We start from the raw sequence: 25022 nt of genomic DNA, 5'->3' as shown, positions 1-25022 counted from the left end.
CGGGGACGCACGCCGCCTGCCGGCTATGTCACCGGGCAGAACCTCGGGGGTTTCGATGACTCAGTGATTCTACCTCCTTGCAACACCGGCACGAGCCCACTTATGTCCAGCTCGCCCGCAACTGCCACATCCCCCGCGAACCCGTACTCCGCAAGCTCCCGCCCGCCGGCGCATTCGTACAGCAGCTCCGGAAGTTCACCAGCAACCTCCCTGTACGCCGCAACGGCGGCGCGGGCCTCCGGTGAGAGTGGCCCGACCCCGCGGTCGACCAGTGCAGCCAGGAACCCACCTGCACCCCACAGGTCCTCGACCGCCGGACGCAGTGATCCGTCGGTCCACCTCTCACCGGCTGCAACAGCCACCACTGTCAGTGATGGATCGTCGGCCAGCCTCTGAGCCGCCCAGTCGGCGGCGGCCGACCTGTTGCGCAGTGAGACCGCCATCACCATCGAGCCACTGTCACTGAGCAGCTGGGAGATCGTGGAGCCGTTGGGCGAGGGAAGCACCAGCCGCTCGATGCCTGCCGCTCGGCGGATCGAGCCCGGCGAGAGCGTGACTCCCGGCTCGGACCGGCCGACGGCGAGGACCGCGTCGAGCTGTTCGGCGTACGCGGCTGCGGTCTCGTCACGCCAGCGATACGGGTACACGTCGATGCCGAGGTCGACAGCGACCGTGACGGCGGTGGTGAAGGACAAGACGTCCACCACCGCCACGAGGCTGCCGGGAACGGCAGTAGCGCCGACCGGCCCCCAGTCGAAGCCGACGCGGAATCCGGACTGTGCATAGGGGCTGGTCACCGACGGATCATTTCCCGTCGGCGCCGACCCCTACAACCTAGTTGGCTCGCTCAGGCCAGTACGTCGGCCGCCGTGGCCGACGAGTCGCGCAGGAACGTCGTGCAGCGCTCGGCTTCGTCCTTCTCGTCGATGATGGCGGCCGCCTTGCCGAGGACGGCCAGGCAGCGCAGGAAGCCGCGGTTCGGCTCGTGCTCCCACGGGACCGGCCCGTGGCCCTTCCAGCCGTTGCGGCGCAGTGCGTCCAGACCGCGGTGGTAGCCGGTCCGGGCGTAGGCGTAGGCCTCGATGGTGTTCCCGTCCGCGAGCGCGGCCTCGGCGAGCGAGGACCAGGCCAGTGAAGAGGTCGGGAACTTGGCCGCGACGTCGACCGCGGCGGCCCCGGCGGCGAGTTCCGCTGCGGCGGGGTCGACGGGGAGTAGTGTCTCGGGTGGACCTGACAGCAGATTGTTCAATTCCATAAGCCCCATCTTCGCCGATCACGAACCCGTACCGGCACGTGACCGTCTGGCGAAATCCGTTGACCGTTCACCGGACGGCCACGGATGCTTGAGACCTTGCGTCGAGACCGCCGTGGTTTCCAGCTACGGCCGGAAGGAGGCACCGGATGAGCGTGATCGTCCTGAACGCGTCATACGAGCCGCTGCACACCGTGTCGATCCAGCACGCCATCCGGATGCTGGTCCGCGAGGTGGCGGTGGTCGAGGAGGCGCATGGCGAACGGACCATCGGTCCCTTTCCGGTGCCAAGGGTGCTCCGCCTGGTCCGCTACGTGGTCACGCACTGGCGGTACGCGGCCGGCCGGATGAAGTACAGCAAGCACGGCGTACTGCGGCGGGACAAGTTCCACTGCGCGTACTGCGGACTGGCCAACGCCGACACGATGGATCACGTCCAACCGAGATCCAGAGGCGGCCGCACGGAGTGGCTGAACGCGGTCGCCGCTCATGCCTCCTGCAATGAGCGCAAAGGCAATCGGACCCCGTCCGAGGCCAACATGCCGCTCCTGTGGCAACCCTGGGTTCCAACCCGCGCCGAGCTCGTCATACATGTATGACGGGCTATTTTTATGCCTTCTTTCCACAGCTTTGAAGTAGCCGGCCGGACCGGGCTCCGGCCGGTGCATCTTCTCTGGTGTGAACCCACAACTCAGCGTGATGAGCCAGATCCGCGGGGGCGTCTTCACGCGGGCCGACGCCCGCGCGTGCGGCTACCCCGACCCTGACATCGACTCCCTGCTGGACACCGGCGGCTGGCGCCGGATCCGGCCGGGGACCTATGCCCCACACCAGACCCTCACCCTGGTCGACGACCAGGTGCTCCATCTCCGCCTGCTCTTCCAGGTACTACGCCGTGGCGAGCCCGGCCTGATCGCGAGCCACCAATCGGCGGCAGCCCTGCATGCCTTGCCCCTCTGGGGTCTCGACCTCAGCACTGTCCAGGTCACTTCCCGACAACCCGGCTCTCCTCTCGACGGAGTCCAGCGTCACGTCCGAGACCCACTCGGACCAGGCGTCACTCTCTGGAACAACCTCCGTCTGGTCACCCCGGCCCGGGCAGTGGTCGAGGTCGCTGCCACCTGCCCTCTGGCCCCGGCGGTCGCCCTGACCGAAGCCGCCTTGTACGCCGGTCTGGTCACCCAGGCCACCTTGAAACGAGCCGCTACCCACCTACTGCCTGCGGGCCAGGCCCCAGCGCGAAGGGCTGGCCAGCATCCTGGACCGGGCGATCTCGCCGAGCTCTCGTCGACTTGTGCCGACGACCAACAGACCGATCGTGCAGCCCTTGCTGCCCGGGCACAACGAGCTTTCTCCTTGGCCTGCAGCGAATCTGCCTCAGTGGCCGAGTCGCGGCTCCGCCTGATCCTCACCGAAGCGGACCTCCCCGCGCCATCCCCCTTTCCCCCACCCCTCTGCGAGGAGCACGCCATGGATCTCGCCAGCGCTCTCTGGTTCCCCGACGAACGCACCGTCGTCGAGTTCGAGCCCCGATTCCCCTTCTGGAGCGAGGAATTCGACGACTACGACCCCGAAGCGGCCGACCGCGCTTTCGGCGTCGTACCGGCCGACGGCCCCGAACCACCCGAGCCGCTGGAGTACTGCTTCGTCGCCTGGCAAGACCTGGCCGAGCCCGCCACGGTCGTCGACCAACTCCGCTCCACGTTCGGCCGCGCTTCCCGGCGTACTGGGGTGCGGGCGTTCGATCCCGCTCGCGCACGGCGAAAATCCGCGACCAACCATGGCCCGGTCTCCCGCTTCTCCGCCGTCCCCGATCAACCCGGCTGATCCTGGCCGTTACCTACGGCTTGTCCGGTACTCCGGACCAACCCAGCTGAACCTGTCCGCCATAAGAACCGCGCCGCGGGGCGACGGTCGACGGCGCCGGCGCAGGAGCCGGGGGGAGCGCCGGAGCCTGAGCCGACGGCGGCAGTCAACGGAAGGGGCCTTGGGCAACTACTGCCTCGACCTCGGCGCGGGTGATGGATTCCGCGTCGAAGTCGGTGAGGGACCAGGTCGCGCCGGCGGCGACGTACGGGGCCGGGTCGGTCCCGGGCTCGAGCGCGACCGCCACGTCGTACGGCGCAGTGGGGTCCTCGCGGAACTCGTTGACGCCCTCGACCGCCTCGGCGAGCTGGTCGGGATGGCTCAGGTTGACCGGGAAGAACCCGTCGTACCGCGCCGCGCGGCGACGCGGGCGGACGTTGCCAGGGAAGCCGGCGACCCAGATCGGGATGCCGTCCTGCTGGGCCGGACGAGGGAGGAACTCAACGTCGTCGACGGTGTAGTTGGCGGTGCGGTGCCGGACGGCTTCGCCCGACCAGGCGGCTCGCAGGATGGTGAGGGATTCGTCGGTGAGCTCGGCACGCTTGCGGTCGTCGACCTCGTCGCCGAACCGGCTGAACTCCTCACCGAAGCGATCACTGCCGATCCCGACCCCGAGGGTCAGCCGGCCATTGCTCAGCAGGTCAAGCGACGCGGTCTGGCGGGCGACGACGGCCGGCCGGCGCCGGGCCAGCGGCGTCACCATCGGGCCGAGTCGCAGCGTCTCGGTCGCCATCGCGGCGGCGGTGAGGGCGACCCACGGGTCGGCGACCGCGCGGACCGGCGGGCGCCAGCGCACGTGGTCCCACACGAACAGTCCGTCCCAGCCGGCCTCCTCGGCACTCGCGGCCAACTGGGCGACCAGGCGCGGGTCAGCCAGTTCGTCGAACAACGGGATCCACACGGCGGTCTTCAGCGGTTTCATGTCTTCGACGGTAGAGAGGCTCCATGGGTCATGAAAAGCGATCATTCGTGATGATGGTGATCGAGCTTTACGATGTTCAACATGATGGAGCTGCGGTTGCTACGGGCCTTGGAGGCGGTGGTCGACGAGGGGACCTTCGCTGCGGCCGCGGCGCGACTCGACTACACCCAGTCCACGCTCAGCCAGCAGATCGCCGCGTTGGAGAGTTCGGTGGGCGGTCGCGTTTTCGATCGTCCTCGCGGTCCACGGCGGGTGTCGCTCACGCCGCTCGGGCGGTTGGTGCTCCAGCACGCCCGCGACCTCAACCAGCGCGCGGAGTCGGCGAGCCTGGCCATCGAGCGGTTCCACGGTGGGGACGGACGGGTCGACATCGGCACGTTCCAGACGGTCACCAATGTGCTGCTGCCACCACTGGTCCGGCGACTTCGCGAGGAGCACCCGGACTGCGACGTCCGGCTCTTCGAAGACGAGACCCCGACACCCCGGCTGGACGACCTCGACCTCGTCTACTTCGACGCTGCTCCCCCACCAGGCGTCGACGGCCGACTCATCATCGAGGACGACCACGTCCTGCTCGCCCCACCCGGCCGCTTCCCACCCGGCCCGGTGCCCCTCACCGCACTCGACAACCTTCCGATCGTCGCGCTCCCCCCGATCTGCGACCAAGGCATGGTCGAAGAATCCCTTGCCAGCCAAGGAATCTCGCCCCAAGTGATCTTCCGAACAGCCGACAACCAAGCAGTCGTCTCCATGGTCCGAGCCGGCCTGGGCTGCGCCATCCTCCCCGCCCTGGCCATCGGCCCCACCCCAACCCCCAACCCCACCAACCCAACCTCCGGCGCCACCCCCACCAGCTCCACCGGCCCAGTCGCCGCCCTTTCAGCCAGCTCCAGCTCCGACCCCAGCCCCGGCTCCAGCTCCGGCCCCAGCCCGAGCTCCGGCTCCGGCTCCGGCTCCGGCTCCGGCTTCACCCTCCACCCGCTCACCCCAGGGCTTCCGCCGCGCCAGATCTACCTGCTCTGGCAAGGCACCCTCTCCCCGCTCGCCAGCCGCTTCCTCGCCCTCGCCACCCAGACCGCCAAACCCCTCAAATCCCCCTGGGTCCACCCGGCCCGCCCACAAAAACCGAAAGGACCCGCCTGACGGCGAGCCCTTTCGGTAAAACGAACAACCAGCGTGCAGCAGACCAACCAGCAAAAGAATCAGGCGAGCAGCGAGGTCCCCGTGGAGCGCAGGTTCTCGCACGCCTCGGCGACGCGCTGCGCCATCCCGGCCTCGGCCGCCTTGCCCCAGGCGCGCGGGTCGTAGACCTTCTTGTTGCCGACCTCGCCGTCGATCTTCAGCACACCCTCGTAGTTGGCGAGCATGTGACCGGCGACCGGACGGGTGAACGCGTACTGCGTGTCGGTGTCGACGTTCATCTTGATCACACCGTGGTCGACCGCGGCGCGGATCTCCTCGAGCGTGGAGCCCGAGCCGCCGTGGAAGACCAGGTCGAACGGGCGCTCCTTGCCGACCTTGGCGCCGACCGCGTCCTGGATGTCCTTCAGGATCTCCGGGCGCAGCTTGACCGAGCCCGGCTTGTAGACGCCGTGCACGTTGCCGAAGGTGAGCGCGGTCAGGTAGCGGCCGTGCTCGCCGGTGCCGAGCGCCTCGACCGTGGCCAGGCCGTCCTCGACGGTGGTGTACAGCTTGTCGTTGATCTCGTTGGCGACGCCGTCCTCCTCACCGCCGACGACCCCCACCTCGATCTCCAGCACGATCTTGGCGGCCGCGGCCTTGGCCAGCAGCTCCTTGGCGATCTCGAGGTTCTCGTCCAGCGGCACCGCGGAGCCGTCCCACATGTGCGACTGGAACAGCGGGTTCTCACCGCGGGCGACGCGCTGCGCGGAGATCTCCAGCAGCGGCCGGACGAAGCCGTCCAGCTTGTCCTTGGGGCAGTGGTCGGTGTGCAGCGCGATGTTCACGTTGTAGTTCTTCGCGACCTCGTGCGCGTACGCCGCCAGCGCGACCGAACCGGTGACCATGTCCTTGACGGTCGAGCCGGACAGGTACTCCGCGCCGCCGGTGGAGACCTGGACGATGCCGTCCGAGCCCGCCTCGGCGAAACCACGGATCGCGGCGGTCAGCGTCTGCGACGAGCTGACGTTGATGGCCGGGTAGGCAAAGGCGTTCTGCTTCGCCTTGTCCAGCATCTCGGCGTAGACCTCAGGGGTGGCAATAGGCATGTCTCGCGGTACTCCTCACAGCAAAGTTCCATGTGGGTTGAGCTCCAGTATCGCCGTCGCGCACCTCGTCGTGTGCGGCGGCCCGTCTGCTGAGCCGGTCAGGTAACCGGGGAGCGAACAGCAGAAGAACAGACCAGTTGATGAACAGGACCGATCCAGTTTGTTTCCTGGACGACCGCCGGACAGACAGTGCTACCTGCCGGTCAAGCGGCTGAGTTGGGCCGGCTGGTTCAAGCCGACCCGGAGCGCGGCCCTCGCGGAGTCAGGGCCATGTGCAGCCGGTAACGGTCGGCCCGGTAGGCCGACCAGGACAGCTCGACGACCTTGCGGCCGGCGAAGGTGGTGCGCTCGAGGACCAGCAGGGGTGCCCGCCGGGCCACGCCGAGCACCCGGGCGACATGACCGTCGGCGTTGTCCGCCCGGACGGTCTGCTCACCGGAGGTGACGACCACGTCGTACTCGCTGGCGAAGACGTCGTACAGGGTGCCCAGCTCGCGGCCGAGCAGGCCGGGGAACAGGGCGGAAGGGTAGTAGCCGACCTCGTAGGCCATCGGGGAGGCGTCGGCGGTCCTGAGTCGCTCGACCCGGATCACCTTGGTGCCCTTGGGCACCCGTAGGCCCTTCGCGGTCTCGTCGGACGCCTCGATCTCGGTCGCCGACAGGACGACCGTGCCGGGCTCCAGCCCACGGGCGCGCATCTCCCGGGAGAAGGAGGTCAAGTGCAGCTGGGAGTCGACCTGCGGGCCGGTGACGAAGGTCCCCTTGCCGTGCACGCGTTCCAGCGCGCCGGACTCGACCAGGTCGCTGATCGCCTGCCGCACGGTCACCCGGGACACGTTCAGCTTGTCCACCAGGGCGCGCTCGGACGGGATCGGATCCCCGGGGTGCAGCTCGACGTCGATCAGCCGTTCCAGTACAGCGCGGACCTGCGCCCGCTTGGTCGCCACCATCGAAACTCGATCCTCCAGACCTGGGCGGAAACGCGGGGGGTGCCCCGGTTCGCCGCTCACTGCTATCGTGCGCAGCATACCTGTTAAGACCAGATAGGACCAGTGATCGTCGTGGTGTCAACGCCCGTCCCCGCTCCCGCCACCCAGATGGCCCGCGAGATCGCCGAACAGCCCGCGGCGCTCGCCGCGACGTTCGAGCACGTGCTGCCGCTGCGGCACGAGATCACCCGGCTGGCCGCCGGCCGCCGGCACGTGATCTTCGTCGCCCGGGGGTCCTCGGACAACGCCGGCGTCTACGGCCGCTACCTGACCGAGATCCACGCCGGCCGGCAGGCCTCGCTGGCCGCGCCGTCGGTGGCCACCCTGTACGGCGCCAACCTCGACCTGTCGAACTCGCTGGTGGTCGCGGTCAGCCAGTCCGGCGCCACCCAGGAGATCGTCGACACCGCCGAGTGGGCCAAGCGCAACGGCGCCGCGATCGTCGGCATCACCAACGACGGCGACAGCCCGCTGGCCTCGGTCGCCGACGTCGCGCTGATCACCCAGGCAGGTAAGGAACTGGCCGTCCCGGCGACCAAGACCTACACCACCCAGCTGGCCGCGATCACCGTTGCGGTCGACGCGCTGGCGCAGAAGCCGGGCACCCTCGACGCCGACATCGCCCGCGTCCCGGAGGCCGCCGCCAAGATGCTGGAAGGCTCCGTCGACGCCGCCGCCGAGCTGCTCGCCGGGGCGCACGACGTACTGTCCAGCGGTCGCGGTCTGACCTTCGGCACCACGCTGGAGGTCGCCCTCAAGCTGGAGGAGACCTGCCTGCAGCCGGTCCGCGGTCTCTCGTACGCCGACCTCAAGCACGGCCCGATCGCGGTCGTCGACTCCGACCTGGTCACCATCCTGGTCGCCGCGGGCGAGGGTCCCGCGCTGCCCGGGATGACCGAGCTGGCCTCGATCGTCCGCGAGAAGGGCAGCAAGATCCTCGGCATCGGCGGCGACGCCCGCTTCGCCGCCCTCTGCGATGTCAACCTGCCCGGCCCCGACCTGCCGGAGACGCTCGCCCCGCTGGCCCTCGTCATCCCGGCCCAGCGCGCGATCGAGGCGCTGGCCCGCAAACTCGGCCTCGACCCCGACGCCCCCCGCGGCCTCCGCAAGGTCACCCAGACCGACTGACACCGAACAAAAAAACTGCCTTCACCCACTGTGGGTGAAGGCAGTTTTTGTTGTTCAGGCCTCGGCGTGGGCCTGGTCGTAGGTCTGCTGGGCGTCGAGGATGCCGGGCATGCTGCCGGTCAGGTAGCCGATCAGGTCGAGCAGTTTGGCGGCCAGCACCTCGCCGGTCGGCGTCAGGCTGTACTCCACCTTCAGCGGGAAGGTCGACTGGACCTCCCGGTTCACCAGGCCGTCGCGTTCGAGCGCCTGCAGGGACTGCGCCAGCATCTTCTGGCTGACACCTTCGACCCGCCGCCGCAGCTCGTTGAACCGCAGCGGCCCGTTGGCGAGCGCGCTCAGCGCGAGTGATCCCCAGCGCCCGGTCACGTCCTCGAGCACCGGCCGGGACGGACAGGCGGCGCCGAAGACGTCGTACTCCACGCCTTCACCCAGGTCACTGTCCATGTCTCCAGCGTACTCCGACCGGGAACCAGTTACTTGAAGTTTGTAGTATCTACTGGTAAGCAGTATCCAGCAGAAACTACAGCAGCACCGACCCGAAGGATGCGACCCCGATGATCGATCGACGTTCCCTGATCCGGAGCAGCAGCGCGGCAGGTTTCGGCGCCCTCGCGCTGGCCGCGGTGAGCACCAACACCGAACTGGCCTACGGCGCCACCGACAGCACCACGACCGGCGCTCAGCACGGCGGCGGCAACGGATTTCCGAAGAACCTCACGCCCGCCGAGCGCAAGCACCTGAAGATCTTCGACGAGCTGGACTTCGAGGTCTTCACCGGTCAGAAGTGGGACCGGCTGAACGAGAGCCACGCCCGCAACATCCGGGTGCACTGGCCGGACGGGCATTTCACCGACGGCATCGACAAGCACATCGCCGACCTGGCCGCGATGTTCGTCTGGGCGCCGGACACCCGGATCCTGGAGCACCAGTTCCGGCTGGCCAACGACCAGCTGACCGCCGTCACCGGGGTGATGAAGGGCACCTTCAGCAAGCCGATGCCCGACGGCAAGGGCGGCTTCATCCAGCCGACGGGCAAGAAGTTCGTGCTCCCGATGGCGACGGTCGGCATCTGGAACAAGCGCAACACGATGGACGAGGAGTACCTGTTCTGGGACAACCAGTCCTTCTACGCCCAGATCGGCCTCGGCTAAAGGCTAGAGCGAAGCCGCTAGATCCGCCCGCGCCGGCTGCTGAGCGGCACCGCGGCTAGATCCGCCCGCGCCGGCTGAGCGCGGTACCGATCTGGTCGGCGCACTCCCGCAGCGGGTCCAGTACCTCGGCGCGCAGCGAGGCGCGGGTGGAGCGAGACGCGTGGGCCGAGACGTTGAGGGCGGCAACGGCTCGGCCCCGCGAGTCCCTGATCGGTACTGCGATCGACCGCAGCCCAAGCTCCAGCTCCTGGTCGACCAGCGCATAGCCGTCGGCGCCCGCCTGCGTGATCAGCCCCCGCAGTTCGTCCACCGACGTCACCGTGTGGTCGGTCAGCTCCTCCGGCTCCAGCGCCGACAGGTACGTCGAGACCTCGTGCGCCGGAGCATCCGCCAGCAGCACTCGCCCCATGGACGTCACGTACGCCGGGAGACGCGCGCCGACGCCCAGCGCGACCGTCATGATCCGGCGGGTGGGCACGCGGGCGACGTACACGATGTCGGGCAGGTCCAGCGTCGCGATCGAGCACGACTCCTGGGTCTTGAGGCTCAGCTCCTCCATGAACGGCCCGGCGATGTCGCCCAGGTCCAGCGAGGACAGGTACGCCCAGCCGAGCGCCAGCACGCGAGGTGTCAGCGAGAAGCGCCGCCCGTCGCTGCGCACGTAACCGAGCTCCTCCAGCGTGAGCAGGATCCGCCGTGCGGTCGCCGGCGTGATGCCGACCTCCCGTGACACCTCGCTCAGGGTCAGCGACGGCATCTCCGCGTTGAATGCGCGGATCACCGCGAGCCCGCGCTCGAGCCCTTGCAGGAAGGTCCCGCCGGTCGCGCTTGTAGACGCATCACCAACCATGAGCTAGCCTTTTCGTTGAAAGAAGAATCTTTCGCTGAGCGAAATCCTAGCAGACATCCTGACCAGGGGTAGCCGATGACAAGTCCAGTGCCGTTGTCCGATGCGATCGCCGAGCACGTGCACGACGGGGACACGGTCGCGCTGGAGGGATTCACCCACCTGATCCCCTTCGCGGCCGCGCACGAGATCGCCCGGCAGGGCCGTCGCCACCTGACCCTGGTGCGGATGACGCCTGACCTCGTCTACGACCAGCTGATCGGCCTGGGCTGCGCCGACGAGATCGTCTTCTCGTACGGCGGCAACCCGGGTGTGGGCTCGCTGCACCGGCTGCGGGACGCAGTGGAGAACCACTGGCCGCACCGGCTGGTCGTACAGGAGCACAGCCATGCTGGGCTCGCCAACGCGTACTCGGCCGGCGCAGCGCGGCTGCCGTTCGCAGTACTGCGTGGCTACCGCGGCACCGATCTCGAGGAGCAGCAGGACATCATCAGCCGGGTCACCTGCCCCTTCACCGGCGAGGAGCTGGCTGCGGTCAAGGCGGTCAACCCGGATGTGTCGATCATCCACGCGCAGCTCGCCGACCGCGACGGCAACGTGATGCTGTGGGGCATCACCGGGGTGCAGCGGGAGGCAGTGCTCGCCGCCAAACGGGCCATCGTCACCGTGGAAGAGGTGGTCGACGAGTTCCCGCAGCGCACCGGCGCGGTGATCCTGCCGAACTGGGTGCTGTCCGCAGTGAGCGTGGTGCCGAACGGCGCCTGGCCGTCGTACGCCGCCGGGTACTCCGTGCGCGACAACGACTTCTACCAGCAGTGGGACGCCATCTCGCGGGACCGCGAGTCCTTCCTCGCCTGGGCCGCGGAGAACGACCTCAAGGAGAACAGCAATGTCTGAGTGGACCAGCGCGGACATGATGAACGTCGCCGCCGCCCGCGAACTGCTCGACGGCGACGTCTGCCTGGTCGGCGTCGGCCCGCCCAACCTGGCCGCCAACCTGGCCCGCCGGACGCACGCGCCGAACTGCCGGCTGGTCTACGAATCGGGGGCGATCGACGCGAAGCCGAAGAAGCTGCCGCTGTCGATCGGCGACGACGACCTGGCCGCGACGGCGGTCTCGGTGGTGTCGGTGCCGGAGATGTTCAACTTCTGGGTCGGGGCCGGGCGGATCGATGTCGGTTTCCTGGGCGCGGCGCAGATCGACCGGTTCGGCAACATCAACACGACGGTGATCGGCGATCACGCGGATCCCAAGGTCCGGCTGCCCGGTGCCGGTGGCGCGCCGGAGATCGCTGCGGCGGCAGGGCGGGTGATCGTGATCGTCAAGCAGTCGCCGCGGACGTTTGTCGAGCGCGTCGACTTCGTCTCGTCCGTCGGTTATGGACCGACCGGCCGCGAGCGGCAGGCGCCTGGCGCGGGACCGACGCTGGTGATCACGGACCACGGGGTACTCCAGCCGGACCCGGTCACCAATGAGCTGACCCTCACCCGTTTGCACCCCGGCGTCACTGTGGAGCAGGCGATCGCGGCGACCGGCTGGCCGTTGAAGGTTGCCGACAGCATCCAATACGTTCCCGCACCGACCGAGCTGGAGCTCGATGCGCTGCGCCGACTGAGGAACCGGGAGACGGCTGATGCCTGAACCCTTCACCCATGTCGGACTGGCAAGTCGAGTGGTCCTCGGCGCCGGATCACTCGATGAGGTAGCCGCTGAGGTCGACCTGCTCGGCGTTGACCGAGTGTTGCTGATAGCAACGAGGTCGGCGCGTGACTGGGCGGATCTGGTGCAGCGGTCGCTCGGCGACCGTTTCGCCGGGCGGATCGACGAGGTCCGCCAGCACGTCCCGAAGGAGAAGGCCGACGCAGCCCGCGCCAAGGCCGCGGAGGTCGGTGCGACCGGCATCGTGGCGATTGGCGGCGGCTCGGCCATAGGCCTCGCCAAAGCGATCGCGCCCACCACAGGATTGCCGATCATCGCAGTGCCGACGACCTACTCCGGCTCGGAGATGACCCCAGTCTGGGGCCAGACCGACGACGGCGAGAAAACCACCGGCACCGACCTCAAAGTCCTCCCGAGGACAGTCATCTACGATCCCATCCTCACCCGCGACCTGCCACTCAAGATCACCGCCGCGAGCGTCGCCAACGCACTCGCGCACTGCGTCGAAGCCACCTGGACCGATAAAGCCGACCCCATCACCGAGGTCACCGCCGTGGAAGCCGCCCGCGCACTCCGCGAAGGCCTCCTCCAAACCCTGCAATCCCCCACCGATTTAGAGGCCCGAAGCAACCTCCTGTACGGCGCCTCACTAGCTGGCTCAGCTCTCGCGTCAGCAGGCACCGGAATCCACCACAAGCTCTGCCACCTCCTCGGCGGCACCTACAACCTCCCCCACGCAGAAACCCACGCGGCGGTCCTGCCCCAGGTCACCCGAGTCAAAGCACCCGAGGTCACACGCGCAAAGGCAAGACTCGAAGCCGCACTGGAGACGGACGACTTAGCAACCGGACTGTTCGAGCTGTTCACCCAAGCCGAAGTCCCGACCAGCCTGCGCGAGCTCGGCCTGACCGAACAACAAGCAGCCGAAGCAGCGCAGCGCGTCCACGCCAAAACCACCATCGACGTCAGCGAAATCCTGCACCGCGCCTGGGAAGGAACAGCACCGTGAGATCGGCCTATCTGCTAGACGCCGTGCGCACTCCAGTGGGCAAACTAGGCGGCGCATTGTCCGGCGGCCGGCCCGATGACCTCGCCGCCGTCACACTCCGAGAGCTGCTTACCAGGCACCCGGACCTCGACCCAGCACAGATCGAAGACGTCATCCTCGGCAACGCGAACGGCGCCGGCGAAGAGAACCGCGACGTCGCCAGGATGGCCGCGCTGCTGGCCGGCTACCCCACCAGCGTCCCCGGTACTACGGTCAACCGCCTCTGCGGCTCCGGCCTTGAAGCCGCCATCCAGGCAGCCCGGGCGATCGAGACCGGCGACGCCTCGCTGATCGTCGCAGGCGGCGTGGAGTCCATGAGCCGAGCTCCCTGGGTCCTACCGAAGCCCGACAGAGCCTTCCCCCACGGCAGCATGACCGCCGAGTCCACCTCCCTCGGCTGGCGCCTGATTAACCCAGGGATGCCAGAAGAGTGGACCGTCTCACTCGGCGAAGCGACCGAGCAGCTCGCTGCCAAGTACCACGTGGATCGCGACGCACAGGACCTCTTCGCGCTGCAGAGCCACGAGAAGGCGGGCAAAGCCTGGGCGGAAGGAAGGTTCGACGACGAGCTCGTGCTCTGGGAACACCTGGCGCCGATCCTCCCCAAGAAGACCGAGCCGCTCACCCGCGACGAGTCGATCCGCGACGGCGGCACCCCGGACACGATGGCGAAGCTCAAGCCGGTCTTCCGCGCAGACGGCACGGTCACCGCGGGCAACGCCTCGACCCTGAACGACGGCGCGTCCGCAGTACTGATCTCCGACGAGGCAACCGCGCAGCAGTTCGGCATCACGCCGCTCGCCCGGATCGTCAGCCGGGCGGTGCACGGCGTCGACCCGCAGTACTTCGGAATCGGCCCCGTCGAGGCCTCCCGGAAGGCGCTGCAGAAGGCCGGCATCGACTGGGACGACCTGACGCTGGTCGAGCTCAACGAGGCCTATGCGGCGCAAAGCCTGGCCTGCTTGGGCGAATGGCCCGAGCTGGACCGGGCCAAGGTGAACGTGAACGGCGGAGCGATCGCGCTCGGGCATCCGCTCGGCAGCTCCGGCACCCGGATTCTGACCACGCTCGCGCACGAGCTGCGCCGCCGTGGTGGCGGATACGGCCTGGCCACCCTGTGCATCGGCGTCGGCCAGGGGCTCGCCATGGTCATCGAAGCAGTCTGAGCGAAGTCACCCCGAGCTTGAGGAGTACTGATGGACCTGGCAGGAGACGAGCTGACCGACGCCGTCGTGGCGAGCTTCGACGGCAGCCCTGACGCGCGCACCAGAACCGTGCTGAGCGCGCTGGTCCGGCATCTGCACGAGTTCGCCCGCGAGGTCGAGCTGACCGAGGAGGAGTGGTTCGCCGGGATCGACTTCCTCACCCGGACCGGCCACACCTCGACCGGTACCCGGCAGGAGTTCGTGCTGCTGTCCGACGTGCTCGGGCTGTCGATGCTGACCGTTGGCCTCGGCAACCAGAAGCCGGACGGCGCGACCGAGTCGACGGTCTTCGGCCCGTTCTTCGTCGAAGGGTCGCCGGAGATCAAGCTCGGCGACGACCTGTCCAACGGCGCGCCCGGACAGCCCTGCCTGGTGAGTGGGCGAGTCCTGGACCTCCGAGCCAACCCGATCGCGGGTGCTCTGGTGGAGACCTGGCAGGCCGACGAGGACGGCTTCTACGACGTACAGAAAGATGCCGACGGCCCACAGAACCGCGGCCACCTGACAACAGATGCCGACGGCAACTACTCGTTCTGGGCGGTCCGGCCGGTCGCCTACCCGATCCCCGACGACGGCCCGGTCGGCGAGCTGCTCAGAGCCGCCGGCCGCGGCCCGATGCGCCCGGCCCACATCCACTTCATGGTGACCGCGCCCGGCTTCTCCCGGCTGATCACCCACGTCTTCGCCGCCGGTGACGACCACCTGCACGACGATGCCGTCTTCGGCGTGAAGGACTCGCTGATCGCCGACTTCACCGACCACGAGCCCGGTACGGCGCCCGACGGCCGGGTGCTCGACCAGCCCTATTCGACCGTCCAGTACGACTTGGTGCTCGCCACCACCGAGGAGACCCGATCATTGTGATGGAAACCGATGTGCTGATCGTCGGCACCGGCCCGGCCGGCGGCGCAGCCTCCCTCTTCCTGTCCAGCTACGGCATCGACAACGTGGTCCTGACCCGCTACGGCTGGACCGCCAACACGCCTCGCGCGCACATCACCAACCAGCGCACGATCGAGCTGATGCGCGACATGGGCATCGAGGACAAGATCACCGGCCTCGGCACCGAGCACGCGCTGATGGGCCAGACCGCCTTCTGCACCAGCCTGGCCGGCGAGGAGATCGGCCGGATCCGCACCTGGGGCACGCATCCGCAGCGCCTCGCCGACTACACCGAGGCCAGCCCTACGCTGCCCTGCGACCTGCCGCAGACGCTGTTCGAACCCATCCTGGTCAGTACTGCGGCCAGCCGCGGCGCCCGCCTGCGCTTCGACACGGAGTACGTGTCGCTCGAGCAGGACGACGACGGCGTCACCGCGACGGTCCGGGACCGGCTGTCGGGCGAGACCTACCAGATCCGGGCGAAGTACCTGATCGGCGCCGACGGCGGCCGCAGCAAGGTGGCCCAGGACATCGGGCTGCCGATGGCCGGCCAGATGGACGTCGAGGGCTCGATGAACATCGTCTTCGAGGCCGACCTGTCGAAGTACGTCGCGCACCGGCCGAGCGTCCTGTACTGGGTGCTGCAACCCGGCGCTCAGATCGGCGGGATCGGGGCCGGCCTGATCCGGATGGTGCGGCCGTGGAACGAGTGGCTGATCGTGTGGGGCTACGACATCAACCAGCCCGCACCTGTCGTCGACGAGGCGATGGCGACCGAGATCGTGCACAACCTGGTGGGTGACGACACGATCGACGTGAAGCTCAAGGGCACCTCGGTGTGGAGCGTCAACCACATGTACGCCGAGCAGGCGTCGGTCGGCCGGGTGTTCTGCATGGGCGACGCGATCCACCGGCACCCGCCGAGCAACGGCCTCGGCTCGAACACGTCGATCCAGGACGCGTACAACCTGGCCTGGAAGCTCGCCTTGGTCCTCAAGGGTCAGGCAACGCCCAAGCTGCTCGACACGTACGACGAGGAGCGCCTCCCGATCGCCCAGCAGATCGTGGAGCGGGCCAACAAGAGCCGCACCCAGTTCGGTCAGATCTTCCACGCGCTCGGGATGACTCCTGATGCGCCGGAAGGCCGCACGATCGAGTCGCGCAAGGACGACAGCCCGGCGGGCGCCGCGCAGCGCGAGGAACTGCGCAAGGCGATCGAGCTCAAGGACTACGAGTTCAACGCGCACGGTGTCGAGCTGGGGCAGCGGTACAAGTCAGCAGCAGTAGTGCCGGACGGTACCGACGAACCGGAGTACCAGCGGGATCCGGAGCTCTATTACCACCCGACCACCTGGCCGGGGGCGCGCATCCCACACTGCTGGTTGACCCGAGGTGCCGAAACGGTCAGCACCCTGGACGTAGTCGGCAAGGGCCGTTTCACCCTGCTCACCGGCATCGGTGGCGAGGCCTGGGTCAAGGCTGCCCGGTCGATCGCAGAGCAGACAGGTGTCGAGGTAGAGGCCTTCGTAGTCGGCCCTGGTCGGGAGCTGGACGACCTGTACGGCGACTGGGCGCGGCTGCGCGAGATCACCGACAGTGGCTGTCTACTGGTTCGCCCGGACGCTCATGTCGCCTACCGCTCGCACGAGTTGCCTGCTGATCCCACTAGCGCTTTGGGAGACGCGTTCCAGGCGCTGCTCAACCGGTAGCGAGCACCAGCCAGCTGTGCGGCGGCACCAGCAACGGGTCGGTCGGTAGCTGCTGATTCGGGTCCGACTGGGCCGCGATGACGAGGCCTGCTACTTCCACCGGGAAGCGGTAGGCCTCGTCTCCTACGTTCAGCAGGAGCAGCAACTGGCCGGCAGTGTCACCTGAGCGCAGTGCCAGCGCCTCGTTGGTGAGGTGGGCGACCTTGGTCCGTGACCGCGTCAACCACGCATTGCGACGCCGTACGCCGATGAGTTGCTGGTGCAGCCGGTACGTCGCCCAGTCGGGATCGACCAGGTCACTGGGCTTGTCCGGGAACTCCGGCCGGATCGCGTCGTCGCCACCGACCCGGTCCTCCTTGATCCCCTTCATCGCCTGCTCGTCACCGCCCCAGATACTCGGGATACCGGCCACCGCGAACAGCACCGCCAACGCGTGACCCAAGTGCCGCGGATCGTCCAACTTGCTGGCGATCCGGGTCACGTCGTGGTTGCCGACGAACGTCTGCGGCACCAACGGGTCGACCAACTGCTGGTGTCGCTCGAGCGCATAGGCCAGCTCGAAGAAGTTCCGGTCGTTCAGCGAACTCCAGATCGCCTTCCACAGCTCGTACTGCGTAATGGAGTCAAGCGTGCTGGTCGCCGCGTAGCCGGCGTAGTCCCCATGGATCAGCTCGCCGACGAACCACGCCTCCGGGAACCGCTCGCGGACCTCCGACAACACCCCACGCCAGAACTCCGGCGCCACCGCGTACGCCGCGTCGAGCCGCCAGCCGTCCACGCCCCGGTCGAGCCAGTGGCACATCACCTCGATGACGTACTCACGGACCGCCGGCTCCTCGTGGTTGAGCACGACCAGGTGCTCGTGCCCCTCGAAGGTGTCCAGGGATCCGTCCGGCCGGTGCTTGAACCACTCCGGCGGCGCGGCGAAGCTCCGGGCCACGTGGTTGAACACCCCGTCCAGCAGGATCCGCAGCCCACGTTGCTTGGCCGCGGCAACCAACGAGTCGAACTCCTGGTAGTCGCCCAGCCGGGCATCGATCCGGAAGTGGTCGACCGTGTCGTAGCCGTGCGTCTCGGACTCGAAGACCGGTCCGAGCAGCAGCCCGTTGCAGCCCAGCTCGACCGCGTAGTCGAGCCAGTTCTCCAGCCTGCCGAGCCGGGACGTGCGAAAGCCGGTAGGAAGCGCGGCGTCCTCAGCGCCGACGAATCCCAGCGGGTAGACCTGCCACCAGATCGCGTGATCGGCCCAAGGCACCATCAGCCCTCCTCAGAGTCGATGGCCCCACACTAGTTGCCCTGCTTCAGCTCGCGGCGCTCGCCGGGCTGGAGTAGTCCCGACCTACTTCGTGGACCAGGGCGACCACCTCGGCCGTCTCGGCCTCCAGCAGCTTGAGCAACGCGGTCCGCGACTCGTCGCTCTTCGCCTCGACCGCCGCGGTGGAGATCGCTTGCACGGTCTGCACCTCGTGGATCAGCTCGGCCCACATCGCACGCCGGACATGCAGATTCGAACTCATGGTGTTTCCCCCAAAATCGCCATCGCTGAACCCGAACCAGCGCATGCCGAAGCAAGCGCCGTTCCCCGCCCGAGTTGGGACTGACTCTTCCACCAACGCACCGGCCCACCGCGGGGTTACGCCCCTGACCCGACAACTTTCTGGACCCCGGCTGCAACAGAATCGGCACCGAGGGGCTCATACCTCTTCGACAGCTGTTCGGCGACGAAAGGGTGATCGTGAGTGCCGATCTCGAGGAGTTCAGCGAATTCGCCGCCGCCCGCGGCGCGCAACTGTTCCGGATGGCGTACCTGCTGGCCGGTGACCGGCACGCGGCCGAGGACCTGACCCAGACCACCCTCGGCAAGCTCTACGCCGCCTGGTCCAAGGTCAGCCGGGCCGACAACCCGGTCGCCTACAGCCGGACCGTGATGGTCCGCACCTACGTCACCTCCCAGCGCAAAACCCGGCTGGAGCGCCCGACGTCCGAAGTACCGGACAGTGGCCGGTACGGCGAGGACACCGCGTTGCGGCTGACCCTGTTCATGGCGCTGGCCGAGTTGTCGGCGCGCGACCGGGCGATCGTCGTACTGCGCTATTGGGAGGACCACAGCGTCGAGGACACCGCCACCATCCTCGGCGTCAGCTCCGGCACGGTCCGGACCCGCAGCCAGCGCGCGCTGCTCAAGCTGCGCGCCCAGCTCGGCACCGACATCAGTGAACTGAGCGGGCGATGAGCCCGGAACCGGAAGGACCCCTGATGACCTTCGAAACCGAACTCCGCGACCACCTGCACGCCGGCGTCGACGAGCTCCCGGTCGACCTCGGCCCGCTGCTGGCCGGCGGTGTTGCCCACGGCAACAAGCTGGTACGCCGCCGGCGGCTGACCCGGATCCTCGCCGGCGCCGCGACGATCGCCGTCCTGGGCGGCGCCTTCGCGTACGCCGGATCCGTCGGCGACGCCCCCGGCCGAGGGGTCGCACCCGCCGCGGAGAACAGCGTGCAGAACAAGGTGGTCAGGAAGACCACGGCCATCACCCCGCAGGCAGCGCTCAAGATCATGCTGGAGACGCTCCCCCGTGAGCCCGCCACCAACTACCGCGGTGGCTACGACGGCACCACCACGGGGCCTGATGCCAGCAACAAGCCGACCGGGGTGAACGCGCTGGTCGACTACACCTCCGGCGGCAGCACGGGCATCGTCAGGGTGGAGGTCGTCACCACGGGCTATCCGCTGTTGTGCTCCGGGACCGAATGCAGCCTCACCACCCTCCCGGACGGCTCCAAGCTCCGGTTGATCGACCTGACCGATCGCATGGACAACAAACCGGGCGGGTACCGCCATCTCGAGGTCAATCTGGCCCGCCCGGACGGCCTCAACCTCAATCTGCTCGCGGTGAACTACCAGCATGACAACCCCAACACCTCACCGACGCGGCCGCCGGTCAGCCTCGCGCAACTGAAGGCCATCGCCACCAATCCGCACTGGCAGCTGAAGCTGGACCAGGCCTTCGTCGACGGCGCCGAGGGTCTGTTCGTCCCCCGGCTGATCACTCAGCCTTCCGGTCCGCCCGAGCAGATTCGGGTCACTCCGACGCCGGCCCGCTAGGCCCTAGGGCTGCTGGGCGAAGGTGTGGCGGCGGATCCAGGCGTGCATCGCGATGGCCGCCGCCGCGCTGGCGTTGATCGACCGGGTCGAGCCGAACTGGGCGATCGACAGCACGTCGGTACAGATCTTGTGCGCCTCGTCGGTCAGCCCCGGGCCCTCCTGCCCGAAGAGCAGCAGGCAGTCGGCCGGGAGTTCGTAGGTCTCCAGCGGCACCGAACCCGGCAGGTTGTCGATACCGATGACCGCCAACGAGTGCTCTTCGGCGTACGCCGCGAGGTCCGCGAGTTGCGGGTGGTGGCGGACGTGCTGGTAGCGATCGGTCACCATCGCGCCGCGGCGGTTCCACTTCCGGTTGCCGACGATGTGCACCTCGCGGGCCAGGAAGGCGTTCGCAGTCCGGACGACCGATCCGATGTTCAGGTCGTGCTGCCAGTTCTCGATCGCGATGTGGAACGGGTTCCGCTGGGTGTCCAGGTCGGCGACGATCGCCTCCAGCCGCCAGTACCGGTACTTGTCCACCACGTTGCGGCGGTCACCGGCAGCGAGCAGCTCCGGGTCGTACTGCGAACCGGTGGGCAGCTCGCCCTGCCACGGGCCGACGCCGACCTCCGCCGGGCCGACCAGATCGGCTCCGACCAGGTCCGCGGCCGGGGTGAGCTGACCGTCACGATTGGGTTCCTGCATGGGTCGGGACGCTACCCTGTCCGCGTGCTCTTACAGATGGCGATGCTGATGCCCAACTGGATGGACCCGGAATACCTGCTGACCTGGCTGGGTGACTGGGCCCTGTGGGGCACGCTGCTGGTCGTCTTCATCGAGTGCGGACTGCTGTTCCCGATCCTGCCCGGTGACTCGCTGCTGTTCGCGGTCGGCCTGTTCATCGCGCACGGCACCATCGACGTGCCGCTCTGGCTGGCCTGCCTACTGCTCACCATCGCCGCGTTCCTCGGCAACGTGTCCGGCTACTACATCGGCCGGGTGCTCGGGACGACGTTGTTCAAGAACCCGAACGCGCGGTTCCTGAAGCCGAAGTACATCGAGCAGACGCACGAGTTCTTCGAGCGCTACGGACCGCGCGCGCTGGTGATGGCCCGGTTCGTGCCGATCGTGCGGACCTTCATCACCGTCGTCGCCGGGGCCGGCAAGATGGACCCGAAGAAGTTCTTCGTCTGGACCGGGGTCGGCGCGGTCCTGTGGGCCACCGGCATCACCTTGCTGGGCCACGCGCTCGGCCGGGTCAAGTTCATCCACGAGCACCTCGAGTCGGCGCTGATCCTGCTGGTGCTGGTCTCGCTGATCCCGATGGCGGTCGAGTACTTCCTGGCCCGCCGCCGCGGTCACGGCAAGGTCGTCGAGGGCGTCGAGGCCCAGATCGAGGAAACCACCAGCCACCGCCGCAAGCACTGAGACGGTCAGTGCCCGAAGGGGAAATGCGGCTCTGACCAGACGTAGTCGGTGCTGAGCCCGGCCAGGTCCGTCGTACCGACCTGGCCGCACGGCAACGGCCCGACCACCTGGCCCGAACCGAGTGAACAAGCCACCCGGATCAGGTCTGCCGCCTGGTACCAGACCAGCGCCCCCCGTGGCGCCGCCCCCTCACGGAGCAGGGCGTGGTGATCGAGCCATTGCAACGCGTCAGCCGGATCGTGCCAGCCACTGTCCTGAGCGAACCCGAAGGCCATCCGCTGGAACTTCAACGTCCAGTCCTGCCAGGCCGTTGACCCCACCCGTTCCAACTGCCAGCTCAGAGCAGCTTCGGTGTCCCGTGGATTTGCACCCCACGAAACGCTCCGGCGCTCCACAACAATCTCCCCCATTGGCCGTGCTCCCCCATCCTCCGGCCCCTGCCGTGGTGCCACCAGCTTCGCTCGGCCGCATACAGCCGCCGTACATTGCGGGGATCAACTACACAGCGCTACGAAAGCGTTGCGTACAAGGGGAAATCAGCCCACCGCGAGATCGGCGGTCAGCGCGGCCAGCGCCGATCGGGCCTCGGCGACCTTGTCGTCGTTGGCAACCAGCTGCCGCACCCGCGCCGCGCGATCCAGGTAGCGGCGGGCGAAGTCCACGTTCCCGGTGCTCGCGTAGAGCTGCCCCAGGTCGTACGCCGCCTGCCCCTCGACGCTGCGATCGCCCAGCCGGTGACCGATCTCGATCGCGTCCAGCAGCATCCGCCGGGCCGCCGCGTCCTCGCCGACCGCGATCAGCGCGCGCCCGAGATCAGCCCGCCCGTACGCCGCGCAGTGGTCGTCGCCCAGCGTGGTGAAGATCGCCAGCGACGCCTGCAACTGGCGAACCGCCTGGTCGTTGCGGCCCTGCTGCAACCGGAGGGTGGCGATCCGGCGCCGGACCTTCGCCTCCCGGTGCGAGTCGCCGAGCCGGACTCCGAGCAGGAAGGCCTCGGCCAGATAGCGCCCGGCGGTGACCGTGTCGTCGCGGGTCAGCCAGATCGAGGCGGCCGCGCTCCGGGCCACCACCTCGCCGTTCTTGTCGCCGACCTCGACCAGCGCCTCGACCGCACGCTCGTAGTGCGCCAGGGCCTCGTCCGGCCGGCCGCGTTCGCGCAGCCAGGTGCCCAGCCCGACGGAGACGATGCCGACGCCCTGCTGGTGCCCGATGTGGTCGAAGATCGCGAACGCGGTGTTCAGGTGCTCCCAGGCCACGTCCCAGTCGTCCTTGTAGAGCGCGAGCTGGGCCAGGTTGCGGTGCATGATCGCCTGGCCGCGCTGGTCCTCGCACGCGATCGCGCTGATCAGGCCGGGCTGGTGCGACTCGTTCCAGTCGTCGAAGTACGCGCGCATGTCGAGGTACGGGCCCCAGGCGGCCGCGATCCGCCAGGCGTAGTCGTGCAGCCCGTTCTGCGCGGCGGCCCGGATCGCCGGGGCGAAGGTGGAGCGCTCGGCGTCGAACCACGCGATCGCGTCGGACGAGGTGAACGGCTGCGGGTCCGGGGTGAGCAGCGGGCCGGTGTGCTCGACGACCCCGAAGTACCCGAACGGCAGTGCCGCGGTGGCCCGGCGCACCTTCTGCAGCAGGGAATCGAAGACCGTGCGCAGATCCCTGATCGCCTCCGCCTTCTGCTCCGCGTCGCCGACCGCGATGGCGTGCAACCGGAGCAGGTCGTGCACCCGGTACCGCGCGGTGCCGTTCGCGTCGACCGTGCTGATCTGCACCAGGTTGACCTCGATCAGCCGGTCCATGCTGCGGCGGACCGAGGCCGGCGTCGCGATCGTCTCCAGGATGCGGGCGGAGAACTCGCCGACGGCGAAGTGCCCGATCAACCGGTAGAGCCGCGCCTCCTCGGCACTCAACGCGTCGTAGCTCAGATCGGCGCTGGTCCGGACGGCCAGCTCGCCGATGCTCAGCTCGTCCAGCCGGTGGGTCTCGTCGCGCAGCCTGCGGGCCAGCTCGGTCGGGCTGAGGTCGGGCCGCTGCGCCAGCCGGCTGGCGACGATCCGGATCGCCAGCGGCAGGTTCCCGCAGGCGGCGAGGATCTCGTTGGCTGCGACGGAGTTCGTCTCGACCCGGCCCGCGCCGGCCACCCGGCGCAGCAACTCGGCCGCCTCGCCGTCGTCGAAGGTGTCGAGCGGCGTACTGTCCGCGCCGGCCAGGTCCATCAGGCGGTTGCGGCTGGTGATGACGACGGCCGATGCCCCGGTGCCCGGCATCAGCGGCGCGATCTGGCGTGCGGAGGCGACATCGTCGAGGATGATCAGCACCCGCCGGCTGGCCAGCTCCGAGCGCAGCGCGGCCGACCGTCGATCAGGGTCAGCCGGTACTGCGGAATCCGACATGTTGAGACTCAGCAGCAGATCGGTCAGGGCAGCGGCGGGATCGCGCGGATCAGTCGCGCCACGCATGTCCAGGTAGATCTGCCCGTCGGGGAACGACTCGCGCACCAGATGACCAAGCCGTACTGCGAGCGAAGTCTTGCCGGTACCGGGAGCACCCGAGATCACCGCGATCGGCGGGCGAACCGGGTCGCGGCCGCAGACCAGGTCACGCAGCTCTTCCAGGTGTCGCTCACGGCCACTGAAGTCGGCCAGGTCGAGCGGCAACTGACTCGGCGGCCGATGTGGCTCGAGAAGCACGGGGGACGCCATCGGCCCGGCAGCCAGCTCAGGCTCCGCCTGCTTCGGAGTACGGGCTGCTGCTGGGATGCCCGGGTCCGGCCAGTTGGCTGATCGGCCGTTCTCGGCGCGGGCGCCGGCTGCCTGCAGCTCCGGGCCGGGCTTGACGTCCAGCTCCTCGGCCAGGGTCTGCACAGCCTTCTGGTACGCCGCTCTGGCCTCGCCGGTCCGCCCGGCGGCCAGCAGTGCATCCACGAGTCGCCGCCACAGCTGCTCGTCGTACGGGTCTTCGGTGAGGCGCCCACTCAGCAGTACTGCGGCACCGCTGGCGTCGCCGTACTCAAGTCGCAGGTCGAGCAGAGTGTCGACCAGCCCCCGGTACTGCGCGTCGAGCCGGGCGATCGAGCCCTCCCAGGCGGACGGGATGGTCAGGTCCTCGAGCGGGTGACCGCGCCACAGTGAGTAGGCGCGGGACAGGACCTGCATGGCCTCGCGCTTGTCCCCCGCGTCGCGCAGGTGACCGCCCTCGGCGAGCAGCGACTCGAACAGGCTGGAGTCGAGCTCGTCGACGCCGACCCCGATGCTGTAGCCGGCCGCGGAGGTGTCGATCGGCGCGACCAGGCCGGCCTCCTGCAGGACACCGCGCAGGGACCGGACGTAGGTGCGGATGTTGGCCGTCGCCGAGCGCGGCGGACTGCCCTCCCAGAGGGCGTCGGCGATCAGGTCGGTGGAGACGAACCGGTTCGGGTGCAGGAGCAGCGTCGCGAGCAGCTGGCGCGGCTTGCTGGCGCGCAGCGGCTGACCCTGGACGCGTGCGAGACGCAGAGGTCCGAGGATCTCGTACCTCAGACTGTCCACTTGCTCGCCCTCTCAACTGTTGGCCAGTCCCATGGTGTCATCCCGCCCGCCCCGCCGGGAAGGTTCGGCGACTGCGATGTACGTCGCGATGTACGCGCGATG

Annotated in this window: 26 protein-coding genes; 14 read left to right on the top strand and 12 right to left on the bottom strand. The window is 68.6% G+C overall.

Annotated elements, in window-relative coordinates:
* Positions 1-23 precede the first annotated feature (23 nt).
* Together AB0P21_RS14195 and AB0P21_RS14190 are read right to left on the bottom strand one after the other, a co-directional pair.
* Positions 24-797 carry a 2-phosphosulfolactate phosphatase gene (locus AB0P21_RS14195; RefSeq protein WP_363696678.1) on the bottom strand — a complete coding sequence of 258 codons (774 nt, stop codon included), beginning with the start codon at positions 795-797 and terminating at the stop codon, positions 24-26.
* A gap of 50 nt (positions 798-847) precedes the next feature.
* Positions 848-1255, bottom strand: coding sequence for a DUF3151 domain-containing protein (locus AB0P21_RS14190; RefSeq protein WP_363696677.1), 408 nt, complete (start codon positions 1253-1255; stop codon positions 848-850).
* A 146-nt stretch (positions 1256-1401) separates the two neighbouring features.
* Here AB0P21_RS14190 and AB0P21_RS14185 point away from each other — a divergent pair, with 146 nt between their 5' ends.
* Together AB0P21_RS14185 and AB0P21_RS14180 are read left to right on the top strand one after the other, a co-directional pair.
* Positions 1402-1851: an HNH endonuclease gene (locus AB0P21_RS14185; protein WP_363696675.1), complete on the top strand. Its 450-nt coding sequence runs from the start codon at positions 1402-1404 to the stop codon at positions 1849-1851.
* Positions 1852-1930: 79 nt separating this feature from the next.
* Positions 1931-3079, top strand: a complete 1149-nt coding sequence (locus tag AB0P21_RS14180; protein ID WP_363696673.1) for a type IV toxin-antitoxin system AbiEi family antitoxin domain-containing protein — start codon at positions 1931-1933, stop codon at positions 3077-3079.
* Positions 3080-3224: 145 nt separating this feature from the next.
* Here the strand turns inward: AB0P21_RS14180 and AB0P21_RS14175 are convergent, their stop codons facing one another.
* On the bottom strand, positions 3225-4040 hold the full coding sequence (locus tag AB0P21_RS14175) for an LLM class flavin-dependent oxidoreductase (RefSeq protein ID WP_363696671.1): 816 nt from the start codon (positions 4038-4040) through the stop codon (positions 3225-3227).
* Between the two features lie 81 nt (positions 4041-4121).
* Between AB0P21_RS14175 and AB0P21_RS14170 the strand changes: the two genes are divergently transcribed.
* Positions 4122-5183: a LysR family transcriptional regulator gene (locus AB0P21_RS14170; RefSeq protein ID WP_363696670.1), complete on the top strand. Its 1062-nt coding sequence runs from the start codon at positions 4122-4124 to the stop codon at positions 5181-5183.
* Between the two features lie 59 nt (positions 5184-5242).
* Here AB0P21_RS14170 and fbaA read toward each other — a convergent pair whose 3' ends face one another.
* Together fbaA and AB0P21_RS14160 are read right to left on the bottom strand one after the other, a co-directional pair.
* Entirely contained in the window at positions 5243-6268 is a 1026-nt protein-coding gene (gene fbaA, locus AB0P21_RS14165) for a class II fructose-bisphosphate aldolase (RefSeq protein WP_363696669.1), read from the bottom strand.
* 230 nt (positions 6269-6498) lie between these two features.
* Positions 6499-7218: a GntR family transcriptional regulator gene (locus AB0P21_RS14160; protein ID WP_363696667.1), complete on the bottom strand. Its 720-nt coding sequence runs from the start codon at positions 7216-7218 to the stop codon at positions 6499-6501.
* A 111-nt stretch (positions 7219-7329) separates the two neighbouring features.
* Here AB0P21_RS14160 and AB0P21_RS14155 point away from each other — a divergent pair, with 111 nt between their 5' ends.
* Complete coding sequence (locus AB0P21_RS14155; protein ID WP_363696665.1) at positions 7330-8385, top strand: SIS domain-containing protein; 1056 nt, start codon at positions 7330-7332, stop codon at positions 8383-8385.
* 54 nt (positions 8386-8439) lie between these two features.
* Here the strand turns inward: AB0P21_RS14155 and AB0P21_RS14150 are convergent, their stop codons facing one another.
* Positions 8440-8829: a helix-turn-helix domain-containing protein gene (locus AB0P21_RS14150; RefSeq protein WP_363696663.1), complete on the bottom strand. Its 390-nt coding sequence runs from the start codon at positions 8827-8829 to the stop codon at positions 8440-8442.
* 110 nt (positions 8830-8939) lie between these two features.
* Here AB0P21_RS14150 and AB0P21_RS14145 point away from each other — a divergent pair, with 110 nt between their 5' ends.
* Positions 8940-9536, top strand: a complete 597-nt coding sequence (locus AB0P21_RS14145) for an ester cyclase (RefSeq protein ID WP_363696662.1) — start codon at positions 8940-8942, stop codon at positions 9534-9536.
* A gap of 55 nt (positions 9537-9591) precedes the next feature.
* Here the strand turns inward: AB0P21_RS14145 and AB0P21_RS14140 are convergent, their stop codons facing one another.
* Positions 9592-10386 (bottom strand): IclR family transcriptional regulator C-terminal domain-containing protein, encoded by a 795-nt coding sequence (locus AB0P21_RS14140; RefSeq protein WP_363696660.1) that lies wholly within the window; start codon positions 10384-10386, stop codon positions 9592-9594.
* Between the two features lie 75 nt (positions 10387-10461).
* Here AB0P21_RS14140 and AB0P21_RS14135 point away from each other — a divergent pair, with 75 nt between their 5' ends.
* Genes AB0P21_RS14135 through AB0P21_RS14110 form a run of 6 tightly spaced genes read left to right on the top strand, consistent with a single transcriptional unit; the run spans position 10462 to position 16887 of the window.
* Entirely contained in the window at positions 10462-11280 is an 819-nt protein-coding gene (locus tag AB0P21_RS14135) for a CoA-transferase (protein WP_363696659.1), read from the top strand.
* The gene (locus AB0P21_RS14130) at positions 11273-12025 is read left to right on the top strand and encodes a CoA-transferase (protein ID WP_363696657.1); all 753 of its coding nucleotides are present in this window, start codon (positions 11273-11275) and stop codon (positions 12023-12025) included. The genes AB0P21_RS14135 and AB0P21_RS14130 overlap by 8 nt, the downstream gene beginning before the upstream one ends.
* Positions 12018-13052, top strand: a complete 1035-nt coding sequence (locus AB0P21_RS14125; RefSeq protein ID WP_363696656.1) for a maleylacetate reductase — start codon at positions 12018-12020, stop codon at positions 13050-13052. Before AB0P21_RS14130 ends, AB0P21_RS14125 begins: the two co-directional genes overlap by 8 nt.
* A complete protein-coding gene (locus AB0P21_RS14120) occupies positions 13049-14257 on the top strand; it encodes a thiolase family protein (protein WP_363696655.1) in 1209 nt (402 codons plus the stop codon). The genes AB0P21_RS14125 and AB0P21_RS14120 overlap by 4 nt, the downstream gene beginning before the upstream one ends.
* A gap of 30 nt (positions 14258-14287) precedes the next feature.
* A complete protein-coding gene (locus tag AB0P21_RS14115) occupies positions 14288-15160 on the top strand; it encodes an intradiol ring-cleavage dioxygenase (protein WP_363696654.1) in 873 nt (290 codons plus the stop codon).
* Positions 15160-16887 (top strand): FAD-dependent monooxygenase, encoded by a 1728-nt coding sequence (locus tag AB0P21_RS14110; protein WP_363698418.1) that lies wholly within the window; start codon positions 15160-15162, stop codon positions 16885-16887. Before AB0P21_RS14115 ends, AB0P21_RS14110 begins: the two co-directional genes overlap by 1 nt.
* Here the strand turns inward: AB0P21_RS14110 and AB0P21_RS14105 are convergent.
* Both AB0P21_RS14105 and AB0P21_RS14100 read right to left on the bottom strand, forming a co-directional pair.
* Positions 16877-18145, bottom strand: coding sequence for an alpha-amylase family protein (locus AB0P21_RS14105; RefSeq protein ID WP_363696652.1), 1269 nt, complete (start codon positions 18143-18145; stop codon positions 16877-16879). The genes AB0P21_RS14110 and AB0P21_RS14105 overlap by 11 nt on opposite strands.
* A 43-nt stretch (positions 18146-18188) precedes the next feature.
* Positions 18189-18404 (bottom strand): hypothetical protein, encoded by a 216-nt coding sequence (locus AB0P21_RS14100; protein WP_363696650.1) that lies wholly within the window; start codon positions 18402-18404, stop codon positions 18189-18191.
* Positions 18405-18622: 218 nt separating this feature from the next.
* On the opposite strand from AB0P21_RS14100, the gene AB0P21_RS14095 reads away from it, so the two are divergent.
* Entirely contained in the window at positions 18623-19120 is a 498-nt protein-coding gene (locus tag AB0P21_RS14095) for a SigE family RNA polymerase sigma factor (RefSeq protein ID WP_363696649.1), read from the top strand.
* Between the two features lie 23 nt (positions 19121-19143).
* Positions 19144-19992, top strand: coding sequence for a hypothetical protein (locus AB0P21_RS14090; RefSeq protein ID WP_363696648.1), 849 nt, complete (start codon positions 19144-19146; stop codon positions 19990-19992).
* A gap of 3 nt (positions 19993-19995) precedes the next feature.
* On the opposite strand, the gene AB0P21_RS14085 is transcribed toward AB0P21_RS14090, so the two are convergent.
* A complete protein-coding gene (locus AB0P21_RS14085; protein WP_363696647.1) occupies positions 19996-20676 on the bottom strand; it encodes an RNA methyltransferase in 681 nt (226 codons plus the stop codon).
* A 24-nt stretch (positions 20677-20700) separates the two neighbouring features.
* On the opposite strand from AB0P21_RS14085, the gene AB0P21_RS14080 reads away from it, so the two are divergent.
* Entirely contained in the window at positions 20701-21399 is a 699-nt protein-coding gene (locus AB0P21_RS14080; protein WP_363696646.1) for a DedA family protein, read from the top strand.
* A 5-nt stretch (positions 21400-21404) separates the two neighbouring features.
* Here AB0P21_RS14080 and AB0P21_RS14075 read toward each other — a convergent pair whose 3' ends face one another.
* A complete protein-coding gene (locus AB0P21_RS14075; RefSeq protein WP_363696644.1) occupies positions 21405-21719 on the bottom strand; it encodes a hypothetical protein in 315 nt (104 codons plus the stop codon).
* 216 nt (positions 21720-21935) lie between these two features.
* The gene (locus AB0P21_RS14070) at positions 21936-24920 is read right to left on the bottom strand and encodes a BTAD domain-containing putative transcriptional regulator (protein ID WP_363696641.1); all 2985 of its coding nucleotides are present in this window, start codon (positions 24918-24920) and stop codon (positions 21936-21938) included.
* Positions 24921-25022 lie beyond the last annotated feature (102 nt).

It is taken from the genome of Kribbella sp. NPDC056861, assembly GCF_040687575.1.
In the GTDB taxonomy this organism is placed as follows: Bacteria; Actinomycetota; Actinomycetes; order Propionibacteriales; family Kribbellaceae; genus Kribbella.
The sequence above is the reverse complement of the archived record's forward strand: the minus strand, read 5'-3'. Positions and strand labels throughout refer to the sequence as shown.